Origin of the sequence: Vibrio halioticoli NBRC 102217 (assembly GCF_000496695.1) — a bacterium.
GTDB lineage: Bacteria > Pseudomonadota > Gammaproteobacteria > Enterobacterales > Vibrionaceae > Vibrio > Vibrio halioticoli.
In genome coordinates this window covers 17,741-37,572 of sequence record NZ_BAUJ01000026.1, presented here as the reverse complement: position 1 = coordinate 37,572, position 19,832 = coordinate 17,741, and the positions used below count along the sequence as shown (strand labels likewise).

Annotated in this window: 15 protein-coding genes and 1 pseudogene; 8 read left to right on the top strand and 8 right to left on the bottom strand. The window is 43.1% G+C overall.

Features of this window, described 5'->3' with window-relative positions; genetic code table 11:
* Positions 1 to 45: 45 nt before the first annotated feature.
* Positions 46 to 2,325 carry a 5-methyltetrahydropteroyltriglutamate--homocysteine S-methyltransferase gene (gene metE, locus VHA01S_RS09185; RefSeq protein ID WP_023404089.1) on the top strand — a complete coding sequence of 760 codons (2,280 nt, stop codon included), beginning with the start codon at positions 46 to 48 and terminating at the stop codon, positions 2,323 to 2,325.
* A 229-nt stretch (positions 2,326 to 2,554) separates the two neighbouring features.
* Positions 2,555 to 6,754 (top strand): formate dehydrogenase subunit alpha, encoded by a 4,200-nt coding sequence (gene fdhF, locus VHA01S_RS09180; protein ID WP_023404088.1) that lies wholly within the window; start codon positions 2,555 to 2,557, stop codon positions 6,752 to 6,754.
* A gap of 87 nt (positions 6,755 to 6,841) precedes the next feature.
* Here fdhF and kdgR read toward each other — a convergent pair whose 3' ends face one another.
* Positions 6,842 to 7,639 (bottom strand): DNA-binding transcriptional regulator KdgR, encoded by a 798-nt coding sequence (kdgR, locus tag VHA01S_RS09175; protein WP_023404087.1) that lies wholly within the window; start codon positions 7,637 to 7,639, stop codon positions 6,842 to 6,844.
* A gap of 259 nt (positions 7,640 to 7,898) precedes the next feature.
* Here kdgR and VHA01S_RS09170 point away from each other — a divergent pair, with 259 nt between their 5' ends.
* Together VHA01S_RS09170 and VHA01S_RS09165 are read left to right on the top strand one after the other, a co-directional pair.
* On the top strand, positions 7,899 to 8,588 hold the full coding sequence (locus VHA01S_RS09170; protein ID WP_023404086.1) for a DUF3047 domain-containing protein: 690 nt from the start codon (positions 7,899 to 7,901) through the stop codon (positions 8,586 to 8,588).
* 170 nt (positions 8,589 to 8,758) lie between these two features.
* Positions 8,759 to 9,748: pseudogene (locus VHA01S_RS09165) on the top strand (PTS transporter subunit EIIC); the annotation flags it as partial.
* 106 nt (positions 9,749 to 9,854) lie between these two features.
* Here the strand turns inward: VHA01S_RS09165 and VHA01S_RS09160 are convergent.
* The 6 genes from VHA01S_RS09160 to VHA01S_RS09135 all read right to left on the bottom strand — a co-directional run bounded on the left by VHA01S_RS09160 (position 9,855) and on the right by VHA01S_RS09135 (position 15,161).
* Positions 9,855 to 10,838, bottom strand: coding sequence for a hypothetical protein (locus tag VHA01S_RS09160; protein WP_023404084.1), 984 nt, complete (start codon positions 10,836 to 10,838; stop codon positions 9,855 to 9,857).
* 237 nt (positions 10,839 to 11,075) lie between these two features.
* Positions 11,076 to 11,510 carry a hypothetical protein gene (locus VHA01S_RS09155; RefSeq protein WP_039970555.1) on the bottom strand — a complete coding sequence of 145 codons (435 nt, stop codon included), beginning with the start codon at positions 11,508 to 11,510 and terminating at the stop codon, positions 11,076 to 11,078.
* 89 nt (positions 11,511 to 11,599) lie between these two features.
* The gene (locus VHA01S_RS09150) at positions 11,600 to 12,427 is read right to left on the bottom strand and encodes an FTR1 family protein (RefSeq protein WP_023404082.1); all 828 of its coding nucleotides are present in this window, start codon (positions 12,425 to 12,427) and stop codon (positions 11,600 to 11,602) included.
* A gap of 225 nt (positions 12,428 to 12,652) precedes the next feature.
* Positions 12,653 to 14,086 (bottom strand): vWA domain-containing protein, encoded by a 1,434-nt coding sequence (locus VHA01S_RS09145; protein ID WP_023404081.1) that lies wholly within the window; start codon positions 14,084 to 14,086, stop codon positions 12,653 to 12,655.
* 9 nt (positions 14,087 to 14,095) lie between these two features.
* Complete coding sequence (locus tag VHA01S_RS09140) at positions 14,096 to 14,662, bottom strand: TadE/TadG family type IV pilus assembly protein (protein WP_023404080.1); 567 nt, start codon at positions 14,660 to 14,662, stop codon at positions 14,096 to 14,098.
* Between the two features lie 13 nt (positions 14,663 to 14,675).
* Positions 14,676 to 15,161, bottom strand: a complete 486-nt coding sequence (locus VHA01S_RS09135; RefSeq protein WP_023404079.1) for a TadE/TadG family type IV pilus assembly protein — start codon at positions 15,159 to 15,161, stop codon at positions 14,676 to 14,678.
* A gap of 430 nt (positions 15,162 to 15,591) precedes the next feature.
* On the opposite strand from VHA01S_RS09135, the gene VHA01S_RS18375 reads away from it, so the two are divergent.
* From VHA01S_RS18375 to VHA01S_RS09120, 4 genes are all read left to right on the top strand, one after another.
* Positions 15,592 to 15,747 (top strand): hypothetical protein, encoded by a 156-nt coding sequence (locus VHA01S_RS18375; RefSeq protein WP_156916966.1) that lies wholly within the window; start codon positions 15,592 to 15,594, stop codon positions 15,745 to 15,747.
* Positions 15,748 to 15,961: 214 nt separating this feature from the next.
* A complete protein-coding gene (locus VHA01S_RS09130; protein ID WP_023404078.1) occupies positions 15,962 to 16,858 on the top strand; it encodes a LysR substrate-binding domain-containing protein in 897 nt (298 codons plus the stop codon).
* 158 nt (positions 16,859 to 17,016) lie between these two features.
* Positions 17,017 to 17,907 (top strand): 1-acylglycerol-3-phosphate O-acyltransferase, YihG family, encoded by an 891-nt coding sequence (yihG, locus tag VHA01S_RS09125; protein WP_023404077.1) that lies wholly within the window; start codon positions 17,017 to 17,019, stop codon positions 17,905 to 17,907.
* Positions 17,908 to 17,988: 81 nt separating this feature from the next.
* Positions 17,989 to 18,588 carry a LysE family translocator gene (locus VHA01S_RS09120; protein WP_023404076.1) on the top strand — a complete coding sequence of 200 codons (600 nt, stop codon included), beginning with the start codon at positions 17,989 to 17,991 and terminating at the stop codon, positions 18,586 to 18,588.
* A 43-nt stretch (positions 18,589 to 18,631) separates the two neighbouring features.
* On the opposite strand, the gene VHA01S_RS09115 is transcribed toward VHA01S_RS09120, so the two are convergent.
* Positions 18,632 to 19,828 (bottom strand): multidrug effflux MFS transporter, encoded by a 1,197-nt coding sequence (locus tag VHA01S_RS09115; RefSeq protein ID WP_023404075.1) that lies wholly within the window; start codon positions 19,826 to 19,828, stop codon positions 18,632 to 18,634.
* Positions 19,829 to 19,832: the final 4 nt, after the last annotated feature.

Here is a 19,832-nt window from a genome sequence, read left to right as displayed (position 1 = left end):
TTTTAGACGTCTGGACATCTTAACGAATTTATAGGGAGCATTATCATGACAACGACACATATTCTAGGTTATCCACGAGTGGGCGAAAAACGCGAACTGAAATTTGCGCTAGAGAAATATTGGAAAGGCGAATCAGACGTCAACGAACTTCGCCAAGTTGCTTCTGAGATTCGACAAAAAAACTGGACGCTTCAACAAGATAATCAACTGTCATTTGCTACAGCAGGTGATTTTGCATGGTATGACCATGTGCTAGGAACCAGCCTTCTACTGGGTCATGTGCCAAAACGTCATCAAAATGGCACGCCGGATCTTGATACGCTATTTCGTATCGGTCGCGGTCAATCTCAATCAACCTGTGGTTGTGCAGGTCATGCGGCTTCTGACATGACTAAGTGGTTCAACACTAACTATCACTACCTTGTACCAGAGTTTTCTTCTGCCGATACTTTTGAACTAAGCTGGACACAACTTTTTGATGAAATCAGCGAAGCGCAAGCACAGGGCCACACCGTTAAGCCAGTACTGTTAGGCCCACTGAGCTACCTTTACCTAGGTAAAGAAGTCGAAGAAGGCTTTGACCGTTTATCACTACTGCCGAAACTGTTAGAAGCGTATCAAGCAATTTTTGCAAAACTTGAACAGCTTAACGTAGAGTGGGTGCAAATTGATGAGCCTATCTTAGCCCTTGAGCTTGACGCAAAATGGTTAGATAGCTTTAAAGGTGCGTATCAAACACTGCAAACAAACGTTAAATTGCTACTGACCACGTACTTTGACTCTATCACGGATGTATTGCCAACTATCACTGAGTTAAATGTGGATGGTTTGCACATCGATATCGCTAGCTCACCAGAGCAGCTGTCAACTGTGATTGATGCATTGCCAGAGCAATGGGTGTTGTCTGCAGGTACCATTAACGGCCGTAACGTATGGCGCGCGAATCTAGTTGAAAAACTGGCGGCGCTGCAAGATGCAAAAGCAAAACTAGGCGATCGCCTATGGGTGGCAACTTCTTGTTCACTACTGCACAGCCCGGTTGATTTGGAACTTGAAACTAAACTGTCTGCAGAAACCAAAGATTGGTTTGCGTTTGCTAAACAAAAAGTGGCGGAAGTGAACTGGCTTGCTAAAGCGCTAGACGGTGACGCACAAGCGATTGCTTATTGTGAGCAATACAGCCAACCGATTATTGAGCGCAGCAAATCAACGTCAGTAAATAAAGAATCTGTACAGCGCCGCATTGCCGGTCTTACTGCAAAAGATGCTGAGCGTAGCGCGGCGTACCCTGAGCGTGCTCATCACCAAAAAGAAGTGTTAAAACTGCCGTTATTGCCAACCACTACCATTGGTTCGTTCCCACAAACCAGTGATGTGAGAAAAACACGCGCCGCTTATAAACGCGGTGACATTTCTACTGCGCAATACACTGAAATTATCCAAGGCTTTATTAAAGATACGGTTGAACGCCAAGAAAAAATTGGCCTAGATGTGCTAGTGCACGGCGAAGCTGAGCGTAACGACATGGTGGAATACTTTGCTGAGAACCTAGCGGGTTTCCAAACTACGCAATTTGGTTGGGTGCAAAGCTACGGCTCACGCTGTGTTAAGCCTGCTATCGTTGTGGCGGATATTGAACGTGAACATCCAATTACTGTTGATTGGACGACTTACGCACAGTCGCTAACTGATAAGCCAATGAAAGGCATGCTAACAGGCCCTGTTACTATCTTGTGCTGGACTTTCCCTCGTGAAGATATTTCAAGAGAAACCATCACTAACCAATTGGCCTTCGCTTTGCAAGATGAAGTGTCTGATTTAGAAGCGGCAGGCATCAATATAATCCAAATTGATGAGCCAGCAATTCGTGAAGGACTGCCATTAAAAGCGCGCGATCATCAGCATTATTTGGACTGGGCCGTGAACGCATTTAAAGTGTCCGCTGCTAGCGCCAAACCAGAAACTCAGATCCATACGCACATGTGTTACAGCGAGTTTAATGAGATTATCGATTCAGTGGCAGCGCTTGATGCAGACGTCATCACCATCGAAACTTCTCGTTCAAACATGGAGCTACTGAACGCATTTGAAGAGTTCAACTATCCAAATGAAATTGGCCCAGGTGTGTACGATATTCACTCACCTAACGTGCCGGAAGTGGAATGGATTGAGCAATTGATTGAAAAAGCAGCTACTCGCATCCCAGTAGAGCGCTTGTGGGTAAACCCAGATTGCGGACTAAAAACACGTAATTGGAGCGAAACAGAAGAGTCACTTAAGCACCTAGTGGAAGCTACTAAACGCTTACGTGCCAAGCCTGCGTAACCTTTACTAAGCAAAATAAAATCTAACAAAGAGCTGGCATTTGCTGGCTCTTTTCATTTTCTAATATTCAACTAGATCCTCTTACCAGTCACTTATTTGTCCTACAAATCACCATTTGGTTAATTCCCGTAGTAATATTGTGGAATAGAGTAACCCTGCACAGCAATAAAGTTATCTCTGTGTTAATAATAAGAGCCCTGTAAATGGGTGAGTACTTACGGAGTCTGGCATGGTGCAAATTGTCATTGATGGAAAATATCGAGTCGTTGAAAAAGGGCTTACACTGCTTGAAGCCGCCAATGTATGTGGGGTAGAGATCCCTTCGCTTTGCGGTGCCAACAAAAGTGGTGAAAAAGTCCCTTGTGACTTGTGTGTGGTTGAAGTGGAAAGTGGCGGTATGAAGCGCGCCTGTGAACTTGAAGTTTACACTGGCTTGAACGTAGTTACCCAATCTTCTCAGCTTAGCCAACATCGCCGCGATGCGCTCAATCGAATCATGACCGATCACTATGCTGACTGTGAAGCGCCTTGTAAAACGGCTTGCCCAGCAGGGGTGGATATTCAATCTTATCTGTATCACATCGCGCAAAACGATCATCAAAAAGCCATTGAAGTGATTAAGCGTACGTTACCAATGCCTTTGTCGATTGGTCGTGTGTGTCCTGCTTTTTGTGAAACTGAATGTCGCCGTGGTTTAGTGGATGACTCTATTGCCATTCGTCAATTAAAACGCCATGCCGCGGATGCCGATCTTGAAGCTCAGCAAGCGTACATTGCGCCAAAAAAAACAGATCGTAATAAGCGCATTGCGATTGTCGGTGCCGGCCCCGGCGGATTGACTGCAGGGTATTATCTCTCTAATGAGGGTTATCAGGTCAGCGTATTTGAATCTATGCCTCACGCTGGTGGTTGGTTACGTTACGGCATTCCTGAATATCGCTTACCTAAAGATATCTTAGATAAAGAAATTGAGCTGATGTGTCGCAATGGCATGTCGATAGAGTGTGATAAAAAGCTCGGTAGAGATTTTACTTTGTCGTCACTTAGCGCCGATTTTGATGCCGTGTGTTTGGCCGTTGGCGCATCTAAAGCGGTAGAAATGAATTACACCGGTAGTGATTTAAATGGTTGTTACTTGGGCGTTGATTACCTAAAAGATTACGTGACTGACAAGCAGTATGTGACCGGTAAAAAAGTGGCGGTGATCGGCGGGGGCAATACCGCCATTGATTGCGCGCGCACAGCGGTTCGCGATGGCGCAGACACTACTTTGATTTATCGCCGTACTCGCGCCGAGATGCCAGCGGAAGATTATGAAATTGAAGAGGCAGAGCACGAAGGGGTGAAGTTTCATTTCTTGACCAATCCTTCGCAAAACCTTGCCGATGAAGCGGGGCATGTTAATGCCATCGTACTGGAAAAAATGGCGCTTGGGCCAGCAGATGCATCCGGTCGCCGCTCTCCGCAGTCAACGGGGGAGTTTTTTACCGAAGCGTTTGATACTGTGATTGCTGCGGTATCGCAGAAACCCGACCTTAGTTTTATGGTCGATGAAAGCCTAGAGCTTCCTCTTACCCGCTGGAATACCGCCGAGGTGGATCCTAAAACATTACATAGCGGTACGGGCAACATTTTCAGCATTGGTGATTTTCGTCGTGGCCCTGCAACCGCGGTGGAAGCGGTGGCCGATGGTCGCATTGTAGCGCAAGCCATTGACCGTTTTTTTGACGGTGATATGCACAACATTCCAGTGACGCCATTTAACTCGCGTAAAGGTAAAAACTTGCGCCAAGTGGATTCACTGCACTTTCAAAATATCCAAAAAGTGGCGCGCTCGATAATGCCTGAGCTCACCAGTGAGCAGCGAGAGCAAAGCTTTGCTGAAGTTGAATTAGGCTTTGATAATCGCGAAGCAATGGCAGAGGCGGCGCGCTGTTTGGAGTGTGGTTGTCAGGCAAATACAGAATGTGACCTTCGTGATTACTCTACCGAATATGGCGCGTTGCAATCATTTGACGACGCGATAGAAATCAAATCAGATGCAGATTGGCAAGCGGTTCGCACTCGTGATACTCGCCAAAAATTCAGTGTTGATAGCAGTTCAGAATTTATTGTCTTTGATGCCAACCGCTGCATCAGTTGTGGGCAGTGCGTGCAAGCCTGTAGCGATCAAGCGGTGCACGGCGTACTTAGCTTTATGACCGACAAGGGCGGTCGTCCCGCTTCACGTCCTGAATGTCGCCCTAATTTTGGTGATAACCAAACTCTGATGGGCGATTCAAACTGCGTTCAATGTGGCGCGTGCGTGCAGGTGTGTCCGACTGGCGCAATCATGGATGCGCGTGATAGAGCGCAAGGACGCATCGAAACCTTAAAAGTGGTTGATACCATTTGCACTTACTGCGGAGTCGGGTGCAAAGTCAGCATGCATGTCGATGAGCAGAGCAATCAGATCCGCTATGTGAAAGGCGGTAACTCTCCAGTCAACGAAGGAATGCTGTGCGTTAAAGGTCGATTTGGCTTTGATTTTGTCGGCAGTGACGCGCGTTTAACTACCCCTTTGATTCGTAAAGATGGCCGCTTGCAACCCGCGTCATGGGAAGAAGCTATTGCGCTGATTGCCAATAAATTTAGCACTATTAAACAGACTTATGGCGGCAATGCGCTAGCAGGATTCTCCTCGGCAAAAACCACCAATGAAGATAACTATGCGTTCCAAAAATTTGTTCGTCGAGAGCTTGGGACCAACAATGTGGATCATTGTGCTCGCCTATGTCACGCCTCAACCGTTACCGGTTTGGAAGCGTCACTCGGTAGCGGGGCAATGACCAATGATATTCCGAGTATTCAATATTCGGATGTGATTTTTGTGATTGGCTCTGATACAACGGCCGCGCACCCAATAATTGCCTCACATATCAAGCAAGCGATTCGTCATAAAGGCGCACGTTTGATTGTGGCAGACCCTAAGAAAATTGCTTTGGCTGACCATGCCGAGCTGTATCTGGCGCAAAGACCCGGCACGGATGTGATGTTGTTAAACGGTGTGATGCAACAGATCATTAAAAACGGCTGGCATGACATGGCGTATATCGAAGAGCGTGTAGACGGCTTTGATACCTTATTGCAAGAGGTGATGTCGCCAAGTTACGCCCTAGATAAAGTGGAGTTGGTCACTGGCATTAAAGCCAGCGATATTTATGCCATGGCTCGTATGATAGGAACGGCGAAACGTACCGCCGTGTATTACGCCATGGGCATTACTCAACATACGACCGGGCATGACAATGTTCGTTCTATTGCCAACCTGCAATTGCTGTGTGGCAACATCGGTATTGAAGGCGGCGGTATTAACCCGCTACGCGGTCAATCCAATGTGCAGGGAGCTTGTGATATGGGGGCGCTGCCAAATAACTTCCCTGGTTATCAAAAGGTGTATAACCCACTGATACATCAAAAATTTGCGATGGAATGGAATGCGCCTGATCTGCCCAATGAAGCCGGTTTAACTCTAACCGAAATCATTGATGCAGCGTGCAAACGTGAAGTGCGCGGTTTGTATGTGATGGGTGAAAACCCTGCGCTGAGCGACCCTGACCAAACTCACGTATTAGCAGGACTTGAGTCCCTAGACTTCTTAGTAGTGCAAGATATTTTCCTCACAGAGACTGCCGAGTATGCCGATGTGGTATTACCATCGTGTTCTTTTGCCGAAAAATCGGGCCATTTCACTAATACCGAACGCCGCGTACAGCGATTAAATCCTGTGGTCAATCCGCCGGGTGAAGCATTAGAAGACTGGGTGATTATCCAAAAAATTGCTAACGCTATGGGCGGCGGTTGGAACTATCAAAGTGTCCGTGACATCACCTATGAAATCACGCGAGTAACTCCGCAATATGCAGGACTGGGTTGGGATGCAATCCCCGCCAACGGCAAACACTGGCCAAGTAACAAAAACAATCCGCAAGGCACTCGCATTATGCATAAAGAGCAATTTATACGTGGGCGAGGGCAGATGGAGGCGATTCCGTTTCGTTATGCAGCGGAGCTTCCTGATGAGGAGTATCCGTTAACTTTGACCACAGGGCGCATTTTGGAGCAGTTCCATACTGGCACTATGACTCGTAAAACCAAAGGCTTAGATAAGCTTGCGGGCCCAAGAGCCATGATCAGTGTCGCGGATGCCGAAGCGTTAGGTATTGGCAATGGCGATATGCTTACGGTCTCAACTCGCCGAGGTGAAATTGATATTGCCGCATTTGTCACTAAGCGAATGCAACAAGGGGTAGTGTTTATTCCATTCCACTTTGTCGAATCGCCAGTAAATAGGCTGACGAATACCGCCAAAGATCCGCACTCAAAAATTCCAGAGTTTAAAGTTGCTGCGGTGAAAGTGGTGAAGAAAGTGGCGCAAGAGGTGTGCTAGCAGGGGAGTAACCGTACCGCATAAAAAACCAGAGCTGAAAATTGTGCTCTGGTTTTATGTGGTCAGTATAAACGGTTTATTGCGCGTCTATTCTTGAGTCGTGATGCTTGGATAGTCGTGATAGCCCAACTGCTCAGAAATACGTTTACCTGCGGTGAGTAGCATGGCCACATATTGAGGTTTACGTTCGATATCAAAGCGTATAGTTGGAAATGACACTGAAACAGAAGCAATAATATTGCCGAAACGATCATAGATTGGAGCACCTATACAACGCAGTCCTGGTTCTTGCTCTTCGTTATCTTCACCATAGTGCTGAATGCGAACTTGATGCACTTCTTGCATTAGTTGTTCAATATTTTGGTGAGTTTTTTCAGTATGGCGAATAAATTCAACTGGCTTTAAAATCTCGATGGCTTCTTCATCGGTTTTACCAGAAAGAAGAATTTTACCAATAGCGGTACTGTAGAGCGGGTTACGCCTACCAACACGAGAGTGCATACGTAAGTTATAGCTAGAATCAATTTTATGCAGATAAATAATCGCACCTTCATCAAGAGCGCCTAAATGGACGGTCTCATTGGTTAGGCGAGTGATTTCTTGCATTTCTTTATCAGCAATATCAATAAGATCCACATACTCTAATGCTTTAGCACCCAATTCAAACAACTTGAGTGTTAGTGCGTACTTTTCTGATTCATCTTCTTGAGAGACAAAGCCCAACGTTTTCATGGTTTGTAAAAATCGATAGGTGGTTGCCTTGGACATCATTAAGCGTTGAGATAACTCAGAAACACTAATGTCTTTTTGCTCGGCCAATGCTTGTAAAATGCTAAACACCTTTAGAACCGATGATACGGCTTCAGGTCGAGTGGATTTGTCCATCCTAGTCCTTGTATTGATATTGTTTTTTGTAAAGTATACAGACAAAAGTAAGGTGAGTCAGTTATTTCAAAAACACCGTTCAATTTTTTTAAACAGGTCACATGCCTCAATTTATATCCGTATATTAATGCTCTATATAAATAAGGTGCTATTTTAAACACGTGGCATTTCACCTAAGATGAACATTATTCGTTTGCTCAAGCCAAGATGAAAACGCGTGTTTATTCTATTCTCTATCGTGATCAGCAAAGGTTAATTGATGATTAAATACAAATGCTACGTCAAGCATGTGTTATTGCTTCTACTTATTCTTAATAGCTCAAATGTGTTAGCTGATAGCTCGATTAACCTTACAGATATTGCCAATAATGGCATTCAAAACTGGCACACAAAAACGCTGTCCGGAATTACACGTTACGATGTCACTGAGTATCTTGCTCAGCCAGCGATTATTGCCAACAGCGACAATTCCGCTTCAGGATTAATATTAAAAAAACGAATCGATTTATTGGCGACTCCTTTTATGAATTGGTCTTGGGCAATCAAAACACCATTATCAAAGCTTGATGAAACTAAAAAAGACGGTGATGACTTTGCGGCCAGAATATACGTTGTAATCGACGGCGGAATGATGTTTTGGAACACTCAATCTATCAGCTACGTATGGTCAAGTGCCCAAGAAAAAGGTCAGATTTGGGATAATCCTTTCGCGGGTAGTCATGTAAAAATGCTGTCACTGCAAGATAAAAGCTCAAATATCGGTCCTTGGTATCAGCAGAAACGAAATATCTATCAGGATTTAGTGGCTGTATTTGGTGACAAAGGCAGTAAAAAAGCCAACCAGAAAAGCTACCGCTATATCGATATGGTGGCGATTATGACTGATACGGATAATAGTGGCGGACATGCTGAAGCCTATTATGGGGATATAGTTTTTTCTTCGTGGTGATGTGGGGGGATTTATTCCACGGCTTTATATTAGGCGGAATTCTTTGTTATTTGTTTTTTACTCTAATTTCCATTAACACAATAACTTATACCTCAATAAGTTCTGTTGCGACATTAGGGGTAGAAAGAGCACCCTTCAACTTAATCCAAGCATAAGCCCCCGCCAAGGTGTCGGGAATTGACGCTCTTTCTCATATGGCTAATGGCGGTAATATGTATGTCTCTACTTTCATTTATGGCTTTATGGAGAGAGCATTGATTCCTGTTGGCCTCCATCATATCTTCTATAGCCCTTATTGGTTCTCTTTTGGTGAATATACTTCTGCATTAGGTGCTATCGTAAATGGTGACCATACTATTTGGTTCAAGATGCTTGAGGACGGTGTTCGAAACTTCTCTACTGATGAGTATCAATCTGCTGGGAAGTTTCTATCTGCTAACTTTGCTATTTATATGTTCGCTTTTCTTGCTGCTTGTTTGGCAATGTATCACGAAGCCAATGATAAAAATAAGAAGATTGCAGCCGGTATTTTAGGAGCAGCTGCTCTAACATCATTTGTAACAGGGATTACTGAACCGGTTGAATTTGCTTTCATTTTTGTGGCTCCGTTACTTTACGTATTTTCAGCGATTATGGCAGATGTATCTTATGCGGTTACATATGCGTTAGAAGTGCATATTGGTAAGACGTTCTCAGCAGGAGTGATTGACTTTATTTCATTTGGAATATTGCCATCAATGGATGGGTTTAATACAAACTGGATTTATGTCATTGCTTGGGGAGCGGTGATGGCGACGATATACTATAGCGTTTTCCGTTTTGCCATTCGCAAATTTAACTTCAAAACTGTCGGTAGAGATGACAATGAAGTGCAAGCCGTTAATATTACAAACGAAGAATTAGCTCGAGAGCTCATTCCTTTAATTGGCGGAAAGTCAAATATCACCAATATTGGCGCATGTATTACAAGACTACGTTTAGAGTTGAAAGACTTAACAGTTGTTGATGATGAGGCTATTAAATCTCTTGGAGCTATGGGTGTTATACGAGTTGGTTCTACTGGCTTACAAATAATCCTTGGCTCAAAAGCCCAATTTGTCGCTGATATTATCACGCAATCTAATGATACCAGCGAAGAACAAATGGTCGCCTATCCATAATTTGGAACAGTAATTGGCTATTTGCTTCTGCTGTAGTCAATTCGCATTTAGGCTTGGGGGTATTCAGATACGAATACCCCAATAAAGTGTTAATCCAAGGAAGTATTTACTTTACCTCATACCTCAGCAACACTTCATTATCCAAAACCACATTCGTTGACCAGATAAAGTGCGCTCCTGCGCCGCTGAATTTCTCAATGAAGTTCATGTACGATTTTTTATTATTTACGCCGATCTCATCTTCGGTATAGAGGGTGGCTTTAGGCCATGCAGCTGAATCGAATTCTTTATTCATCCAATTACTTGGCGTTTCCCAGTGGGCGGCGTAGGCGTTTTCGCCATTATTGGAGCCTTTGGTGGTGCAGGTATTCGATAGGCGTTTGCCATCAACTTCATTTAAACAGGTTAAATCATAGATAGGTGCGGTATAAAACGTTTGGGCCTGCCAGTTTGAGTTGGTCACTGTTCCATCGCTAAAACTTGCGATGAAGCCACCGTCGCCAGGGTGATGTGATGATCCTTGGTTATTTTCAGTACCCACACCTAAGTTTTCTTCCCAATCAATCATTTTCACGGCAATCGTATAAGGCTTATTGACTTTAAATTTCACAATACTGGAGTTAAATGGCGTGAAAGGCACAGAATCTACTGCGATAAGTTGGCCATTTATGTATAGCTCAAAGTAGTTATCGGCAAAAATATAGCCAGTAATTTCTTCTCCGTCAGGGTCAACAACCACAACAGGCACTGCGTTTTCATCAACGTTGGCGATACTTCTAGGGGTGATGTTGGCACACTGCTCATAAAGATCGACCGCTTTTGTTGCACTAGCAAAATGGTTTTTGGCTGGCACAGTCCAAACCTTTCCGTCGGCATCGGTAATTTCACCAACGCCGGCAACACGGCTTCTGCCATTGTCACAATCAAAAAGATTCGCTTCGATGGTTTTTGCTAGTCCTTGGGTAATACTGGCTGAACCTTTGTACTCATTAACGTTGCTGCTCGCAATTACGTCAGGTGATGGAGAGCAGCCTGTTGCTAATAAAAGGACTGATGAAAGGGTGATGACTCTGTTGTTTTTAATGCCCATTGCTGAGTACTCAATAATAGATAGACTACTTTAGTGTAGTTGCATATTGCGCAGGAGCAATTGTTTTGAAGTAAGGTATTCGTGTTTTTTATCAATAGCTTAACGTGTATCGATGCATATTGTGACTTTGGGTAGGGGAATGTATTAGTTGCTCAGTTGCTCATGGCGTGGGAGGCCGATTGAAAGCTAATGTTAATAGCAAGGTTAGTCCCTGAACCTCGCCACATGCGATATAGCTTACTTGGTTGCAGTATTATTCGCTTTTTCGAGGTTTATCGCTTGCTGTTGAATCGACATAATATTAAGCGTGGTATTAATATCTTTGGCTATATTGGATAACCAATTTCTACTGCATAACGGTCTTTTGGCTTGTCCGTTATACACTGGTTCTTGATTAAGATTATCCTGATTAATTGTTATCGCTTCATCTGTAAATATAATCTTTATATTACATTTGTTTAGCGACATTTTGAAAGAATCTGAAGTTTGATCAACTATGTTCCATTGACGCAATGACACGAGTTCCAGCAGCTTAAGTTTTGTGTCTAGTCGGCTTTGAGTGACTGCGGGAAGTGATATTGCTTTGTATTCATGCCAGCTTGTATTTGCTTCAGTTGCCGCTTGCGCGCAGAAGCCGATCATCAAGCTCATTATGGCTATAAACTTTTTCATATTATTGGTCTTCGGTAATTAAAAAACGAAGAATCGTAGCATTGTACGAGGTCTTGTCAATGCTCTGCTCTGCTTGCATTAATTAAACCTTAGTGGCTTCGATTGGGATCAGCATCATTGGTATTGAACTTAACTTTGCGAATACTGAATAAGAAAAGCAAGGTGCTTATATAGACTATTAACTGCATCAAGCTTGGCTTTTCGATATATCCCAAAATGACGTGCATGATTAATGCTAGCCAATTACTGTGATGATCAAAGTAGGGGGCAGTGTTCCAAACCTGTGGAATGATTGAGGGCAGGATACCAATGCTAGATAATTTAGCGACAGCGTGTGCGGCAATACCTGCGGTTAAAAAGCTCATCAGTATAGGAAAGATATTAGCAACTATATTCGCTTCGATCAGGAGTAAACTTACGTATACTACGGCCCCTACCACAATACTCTGCACCATACCCAATAAACTACCTATGATGATAGAGGCGTGTGTAATATCAGATTGATGGACTAAGTTAAGCAGAAAAAATGCTACGCCGAATCCGTTACACAAGATTGTGCATATAGCTATTAATAATAAAGAGACTAGGAGAAAGTAACCTTTCCAAGGTTTTGTATTCTTGATTTTTTGGTCTGTTGTAATCGATTTTGACTGTATAGCAATTACGGTTGATGCAATCAGGCTACTGGATAAAATAAGAAGAAAAGCTTGGGTTAATTTAGATTGAAATGTCGCGGCGAACCCAATATTTGAAAGTGCAACAGTGGCGAATAAGATGGCGCTAATAATGCCAATTACACAGCCCAAAAATAACCACTTCTTAGCGCCATTAATTGCCTTAGTACCGGCTAAAAGTAGTGCGACAATAAGCGCTATATCGATTCCTTCTCTAGATACAATCGCCATACTTGCAAACATAAACATCCTTGTAAAACTAACTTAAGCTTCATTCCTAGTTTGCATTGTCACTACAATGGGCGTCTGGTTACAGATGGAAAACATGGAACTTACTTCTCATATTTGACGTGTATATTGTGTATAGAGAAATTGGATACGAATGGTCGAGCGGATTGCGGTTATGGATAGTATGAATAATGCGCTACATAGTCTTGCAGCGCATCTGGGTCGTATTTCGAATAAACCTTACAACGTAAGCCTAATAATGACGTCTAGCATCTTGTCAAAGCAAGGTCCTAAGTCATTTTCATTTTGCGCAAAGCAATATAAGCCTTGTTTTTGGTCGACTTGGAACTCGTCAGCGGTGGCTGCTCTTCCTTGCATGCTAGGATCATTGGCCATTCGATAGAGCATATCTTCACCAGTGCCGTGTCCCATATCATCTAACAGCGCATCCCCAAGACCGAGAGTAAATACATACACTCCATCTTCTCTGGCTTGATACGCCATTTTTTCGGGAAGATCTCGCGATATATGGCGCATCACGTCTTTAAAATCTCCCTTATCATCGGAGTCGCCCGAATAGGTGTAAGTCGTGTTGCCTGCTCTCGGTCCGCCAAGCAAAGAAAAACCTTGATAGCTGTCAGTGTTCGAGATGCTGACATATTTATATATATCGTCACCATCACTATCATTATTGGAACTCATGGTGGTGCCATTTTGTAAAACATAAGACATGCGTTCACGCATTTTGTCTGGAGCCCACAAACCTCTTGCTTCGCTACCGGTGGTTGATATAGCGGCAAGATAGGTATTGTTATTATCGACGACAAAGTTGGAAGTAAATGTATTGGGCGCACCATCGGTGAATATCACAATCACTTTCAGATTAGCCGATAAGCTATCGTTGCTGTCAAACTCTGCGTAGCCTTGATAGAAGCCTTCGGCGGTATTGGTGTAATGGTTGCTGCCACTAGTGCTGTAGGTCATGGCATCAATTTTTTGTTCTACATCGCTACTGTTATAGTTACGCTGAACTGTATTGAAAGGCACAACGGCATTTGCCCCATAACCGTATTGGGTGACCGCTACTCGATCAAATTCGGGGTTAAAGTTACTTAAAAAGTCTTTAGAACGTTGCTGAACAACATCAAATACGTCGCTGAGTGATCCTGAGTTATCAATAACCAGTGAGATATCAACAGGACGGCGAATGGTTTGTGCTTCAACGCCAATAGGCCAGTTATCAAAGCCTAACAGGCGAATGAATGAGGTGGGCATATCGGCGCTAGCGTTAAGGGATATAGAAATATTGCCTTCATTATCATAGGTAAATGTTGGCGTTGATAGGGAAGGGTTACTGCTTTGCAATGCTTGCGAAATATTTACGTCAAAATATTTTTGAGCCGCTGCCATGGCATTGGCCTCTCTTATTGTTTGACTTGCGCCAGATGAAATGGCTCTGGCTGCTGCGATACCTGCGGCGTCAACGGCGGCAAATAGCTTAGCTTGCATGCTATAAGCTCTTCCTGAATCAATGGCTAACCCTGCCATGATCAGTAAAAAAGGGAGTGCCACTACTGTAAGCAATACCGCAAGTCCTTGCTGGCGCCTATTTGCTTGCTGGTACTTATTTGCTTGCTGATACCTTGTGGGTCGGTTTGAGCGAGTCTTATCCATAATGACTCCTTATAAATAGGTAATTTCTTTGATGGTAAAATCACTATCAAAGATGAGAGTCGATATTGGCGAATAGCGGTACATGACTTCGACAACGTATACCGATTCACCACTGTCTAACTGTAAGGGGAAATTGGTTAGTACGGGATCAGAGTTCATATCGCAAACTCCGTTATCATCGCCAGTCCATTGCGTGCAACCACTCCAGGTTGAACTGCTTGCGGTATAACCAAAATCACCCCAGCGATATTGCTGGTTTAATACAGGATCAAGAGGGTTACCACTGCTATCTTCTCTTCCAACAACTAAGTTAATGTAAATGATGCCATCTTGGTTTAAGTCTAAAGGGTCGGATGTGGAGGCGATGGTGTCCATAACCTGTTCAGGAGTTTGCGAGCTGTTACGAGAAATTAGATTAGCCCCTTCACGGCTAATACTGATGATAATGTTGTTTGCCTGAATGACTTGAGTAAGCTCGAATATGCCCATCATTATTATTAGTAATATAGGGACAAGGAAAGTCATTTCAACGGATGCGAGCCCGCGGTTTTTTTGATAAGAGAGTCTCTTGTTCATTGCTATTCCCTTACTAAAATGCTTCGTTTTTCATTGCGGTTTTGACGACAAATTTGTATTTTCCGTCATTAAGCAGAGGATAAATGATAGGGCTGAATGTTGGCCATTCACAGGCAATTTCAAGAACAATAGCATCACCAGACGCGCCAAAGGTGCCATCATTGATGTAGCTGCCGTTAGAGCTAACTTTGATACCGTTGGTGGTGACAACCTTAGATAAAAGGCCGTTTGAGGAGAGGTCTATTTTTTGTAAAATGGCTTTACCACGCTCTTGGTTGCCGTCTTCATCTTCATCTGGGTCCAAATCGGTTCGTCCAGTTATCGCATAGCGGGCACCCTCGCGAACTGCATGTTGCATGGTCAATTTTACGTACCCATAGAGGGCGAAATCGACGATAGTAAACAGTAAAGCGAACAGCAGTGTGGCGACGATAGCGAATTCGACTAAAGCGATACCTGCTTGTTTGGTTTGTTTTCTTACTCCTTGATAAAGGGACACGATTGATTCTCCATAGTGCGCTCCCGTGCGATCATAAACTTCAACATTAAGGTGAGTACTGCACCTTTACTGTTATCAAATGACACTCATTCTGGTTAAAAATCATCCAACTTAATGAATAGTTCAAACCGCAGGTATATTCAAGAGTCGAAAAATCAAGCAAATCTGCTTTGCTGTACGCAATGACTTTTTCTTTTTAAATTACATAACGATGCAAGTTATGAACTTTTTTTTAATAAAACTCTTTTTTTTCATGTTGGACAAATATGCATGGGTAAGTATGTCAACGATAATTTTAAATGGCCTCAAATTTTGCGCATTTAGAGTCTGACTTTGCTCACTGAATTTAAATTTTATGCGTGTGATTTCACAGTACTAAAGGTATGGTGTTTAGTGTGATTTGAGTCTATTGCTGATAGGGAGAAGTAGTATGAAATTAGCAAAGTGTTTGATGGCACGTCACAATGCCAATATGACCAAAGAACAACGCAGAGAAAACGCAAGGACGTTGCCAAAATTTCTGTTGTTTTTTAGTGCACTCGTTGGGTGGTGTTCAATCGTTGTTTATTCAACATTAATCCATTAGTGATTATCACAAACTAAACCAAGCCAAACAAAAAGGGGCACTGCCTCTTTTTGTGTTATCACTCTTTGTTCATCTCTTAGATATCTTTTCGACTTTTTGATCTTTTCTTTTTAGGTAATACAACACAAGTGAGAAATTAATTTAGCCATCTAGACGTTTACATGTTCGGGAGAGCAATGTATGTTAAGGACGTTATAGATCATTAGGGTAGCTGATGTTAGAGCTAAAACATTTAAGAACCATTCAAGGATTAGCCAGGTTTGGCTCTATCGCCGCGTGCGCAGAAAATTTGCATATCACTCAATCCGCTATATCCCATCAGCTTAAAGAGCTTGAAGTACGTATTGGCGCGCAATTATTTTATCGCAAAACCAAACCGATTAAGTTTACCTCGCAAGGGCAAGTGGTGATTACCTTAGCCAATAGTGTATTGCCTCAAATTGCCGCTGCGGAGAAACAGCTTAATCAACAAGAATTAAGTTCTCGTTTTACATTGGCTATCGATTGCCATAGCTGTTTTCAGTGGTTATTACCTACTATCAAGCAATTTCAAAAGTCGTTTACTGCATTGGATGTAGATTTAGAATCTGGCTTTCATCAACATCCGCTAGAACGATTATTGGCCGGTGAAATTGATGTCATGATCACCTCCGATGTTGAGTCGAGGGGGGATTTACATTTTTTGCCGTTGTTTGGCTATGAATTGCAATTGGTGATGAGTAATGATCATCCATTAGTTGCTTTGCCAAGTATCAGTCCGAGCGATCTTACCTCGCAAGTGTTGATCACATACCCAGTAGATAAACGACGTATGGATGTTTACAACTTATTCTTGAAGCCGAATAACTGTGAACCCTTGAAGTGGAAAAAAGTGGATAATACTTCCACTTTATTGCAAATGGTATCTGGGGGCTTTGGTGTTGCGGCATTACCAGAATGGGCTGTGCGTACCTTCGAGAATCAAGAACTCATAGCAACTCGTCCTTTAGGGGAGGGGATTCGTCGTCATTTGTACGCTTGCGTTAGATTGGCTGATAAAGAGTGTGAACATATACAAGCATTTGTGGATATGACCCGACAAATGAACAGCAATCACAGCGTAATTGATTGAGTAACGAACAAGTAACATGGAAGATTTCTGTATAACTATCAATGTTTGTTCGCTAAATGCGCAGTAACTTACTATTCGTTCGAGAAAATCCACTTTTGAGATTAATCTGCTCACGATTCTGATATATGATTACGCCATCACAAGCTAGGGACTTAGTAATGCTTAAAAATATACAGATGATCATGAATGTTTTTCTGGTCATGTTAAACACGGCCTTCACTTCATTTGTGGTTAGTATTTTGGCAATTATCAAATTTGTTTTGCCATTTATGGGAGTGAAAGTCGCCATGAGTAAATTGGCGAACAAACAAATGTGGTTGTGGGCAACCCTTAATTTGTGGTTGTTGAATGTGAACAACAAGATTGATTGGCAAATAGAAGGTGGTGAAAACCTATCTAAAGATCAATGGTATCTATTGATTTCCAATCATTTAAGTTGGGCTGACATTGTGATTTTGTCATCGGTAATGAAAGATAAAATCCCAATGGGAAAATTCTTGTTGAAGCATAGCCTTTTATACGTGCCGTTTGTTGGCTTAGCGTGTTGGGGATTAGATATGCCTTTTATGCGCCGTCACTCACATGAATACTTGGTCCGTCACCCGGAGCGTCGAAATGATGATTTTGATGCTATCAATAAAGCTTGTGAAAAGTTTCGACGTGTTCCTACTACTATGATCAGCTTTGCTGAAGGTACCCGTGCCAGCCAAGAAAAAATGGCAACCGCTAAAACGCCATATCAACATCTGCTTAAACCAAAAACGGGCGGTGTCGCCTTTACCTTAAACGCAATGAATGAGTTGCTTAATGGTGTGGTTGACGTGACTTTGGCATACCCAGAAAACCGTGAAACCCCATTCGATGACTTGCTAAAAGGACGCATGACTAAAGTTGTGGTCAAAATCAAGCTTCATGAAATAGATGAAAACTTGAGCGGTGACTACTTTAACGATAAGACCTTCAAAAGAGGCTTCCATCGTTGGTTAAACAGTGTCTGGCAAGAGAAAGATGAGTATCTACAAGGCGTATACTCCGCAAATAAAGACTAACGACACAATCGTTTACGATGTATTAGCTTACAACGCGTTGACTTATGACGTATAGATTTACGCTTTAACTTTGGTAACTGAATGGAACTCTTCAGCGCAATTTTATTATTTGCTTTCTCAAGCACAATCACACCCGGCCCGAATAACATCATGATGATGACTTCGGGGATGAACTACGGCGTTAAGCGTAGCCTTCCTCATTTTATGGGGATCTGCATTGGCTTTCCAACTATGGTGGTGGCGATTGGGCTTGGGTTAGGTTCGTTGTTCCAGTGGTTTCCAACTTTGCATGATATTATCAAGGTGTTGGGCATCGTCTATTTGCTCTATCTTGCATGGAAGATAGCATCGGCAGAAACCGATTCTCTCTCTGGCGAAAAGGCCAAACCTTTTACTTTCTTGCAAGGGGCGCTTTTCCAGTGGGTGAACCCAAAAGCGTGGATTATGGCAACGGGAGCTGTGGCGGCTTTTACCAGTGATGCAATGAATATCTATACTCAAGTAGGGTTAATTGCAGGGCTGTTTTTATTGGTGGCTTTCCCTTGCGTAGGGATGTGGCTGGTCTTTGGATCAAAAGTTCGCCTTTTTCTTTCTGATCCAAAGCATCAAAAAATATTCAATGTGTGTATGGCAATATTGCTAGTGCTTTCTATTGTGCCAGTGGTGCTCGAATACCTGTAATCCTAACGTCGATGACTCAGTTGCTTAATCATTAAATGAGCCGTTATGTTGATAATTGCTCTACTTTAGACACTTCGGCCTTAAATCCGCGATGGATATTGGCGTAGGTAATGAGTGCAAACACAATAATAACGCAACCTAACTGCCATGCATGACGAAGTCCCATCGCCATCAAGATCATACTGACAATCGATGATACGACCATTTGCCCGCCGCCTTGCATGGCCGCCGCTGCCCCGGCACGCTTGCTATAAGGTTGCATCACCATAGCTTGTGCGCAAGGCATGGCAAAACCATTACCTAGTACCATAAAAAACTGACCTATCATCAACCATAAAGGCTCTACAGGGCATAGAATCAACCAAATAGCACCAGTAATTTGAATAAATGGCGCTAGTTTTAATACTCTGTGAATACCAATTCTAGGACGAAGTCGGTTACTCAGTGATGTCCCAAGCAACATGCCGGCGGTAGGAATAATTGCCCATAATGCGTATTGATCGGATGTCATGCCAATTTGATTTTGCATGATGAAGGGCATTAAAGAGGTGGTTGTGACAATCAAACTGAAGTTCAGCCAAGACACGCTAGCAAAACTGACAAAATAACGAGATTTTAATAGCTCTGAATATTGATGGAACATGGTGCGCGGTGACGGGATCTTTTTCTTGTCGTGCATAGTTTCTTTAAAGCCAACCAGTAGCACTAACCAAGCAAAAGCAACGTAACCGAGCAATGAGATAAAGACCATTCCCCACCCTAAATAGTGGTTAATAAACCCCCCAATGACGGGAGCTACCAGTGGGGTGAGTGAAGCTGCCATGGCGATATAAGAAAGGGCCGTTGGCAGTTGATTTCCGGTGTAACTGTCTCGGGTTGAAGCGCGTGCTAACACCGCACAACAGCCAGTCCCCAGTCCTTGTAAAAATCGCCCCAGCACCATGGCATGAAAAGACTCGGATAAGAAGATAATCGATAATAGGCCGAGCATAGCGATCACTAAGCCACTTAATAAAATCTTTTTTCGGCCCAACGCATCAGACAAAGGACCATAGATAAATTGAGAGGGGCCAAAGCCAAGCAAATAGACGCTAACGAGCAGCTGAGCTTGGTCTAGAGAGATGGAGAAATCTTTGGCAATCCAGGGCAGTGAAGGATAGACCAGTCCCATACTCAATTGACCAATACTAATGATGATGCATGCCAGTAAGATAGGTTTTTTTCGAAATGCTTGAGTCATGAAT

Bases quoted from the DNA above. Each gene is read 5' to 3' on its own strand.
- metE (WP_023404089.1), top strand. From the start codon at position 46: ATGACAACGACACATATTCTAGGTTATCCACGAGTGGGCGAAAAACGC.
- fdhF (WP_023404088.1), top strand. From the start codon at position 2,555: ATGGTGCAAATTGTCATTGATGGAAAATATCGAGTCGTTGAAAAAGGG.
- kdgR (WP_023404087.1), bottom strand. From the start codon at position 7,639: ATGGACAAATCCACTCGACCTGAAGCCGTATCATCGGTTCTAAAGGTG.
- VHA01S_RS09170 (WP_023404086.1), top strand. From the start codon at position 7,899: ATGATTAAATACAAATGCTACGTCAAGCATGTGTTATTGCTTCTACTT.
- VHA01S_RS09160 (WP_023404084.1), bottom strand. From the start codon at position 10,838: ATGGGCATTAAAAACAACAGAGTCATCACCCTTTCATCAGTCCTTTTA.
- VHA01S_RS09155 (WP_039970555.1), bottom strand. From the start codon at position 11,510: ATGAAAAAGTTTATAGCCATAATGAGCTTGATGATCGGCTTCTGCGCG.
- VHA01S_RS09150 (WP_023404082.1), bottom strand. From the start codon at position 12,427: ATGTTTGCAAGTATGGCGATTGTATCTAGAGAAGGAATCGATATAGCG.
- VHA01S_RS09145 (WP_023404081.1), bottom strand. From the start codon at position 14,086: ATGGATAAGACTCGCTCAAACCGACCCACAAGGTATCAGCAAGCAAAT.
- VHA01S_RS09140 (WP_023404080.1), bottom strand. From the start codon at position 14,662: ATGAACAAGAGACTCTCTTATCAAAAAAACCGCGGGCTCGCATCCGTT.
- VHA01S_RS18375 (WP_156916966.1), top strand. From the start codon at position 15,592: ATGAAATTAGCAAAGTGTTTGATGGCACGTCACAATGCCAATATGACC.
- VHA01S_RS09130 (WP_023404078.1), top strand. From the start codon at position 15,962: ATGTTAGAGCTAAAACATTTAAGAACCATTCAAGGATTAGCCAGGTTT.
- yihG (WP_023404077.1), top strand. From the start codon at position 17,017: ATGCTTAAAAATATACAGATGATCATGAATGTTTTTCTGGTCATGTTA.
- VHA01S_RS09120 (WP_023404076.1), top strand. From the start codon at position 17,989: ATGGAACTCTTCAGCGCAATTTTATTATTTGCTTTCTCAAGCACAATC.
- VHA01S_RS09115 (WP_023404075.1), bottom strand. From the start codon at position 19,828: ATGACTCAAGCATTTCGAAAAAAACCTATCTTACTGGCATGCATCATC.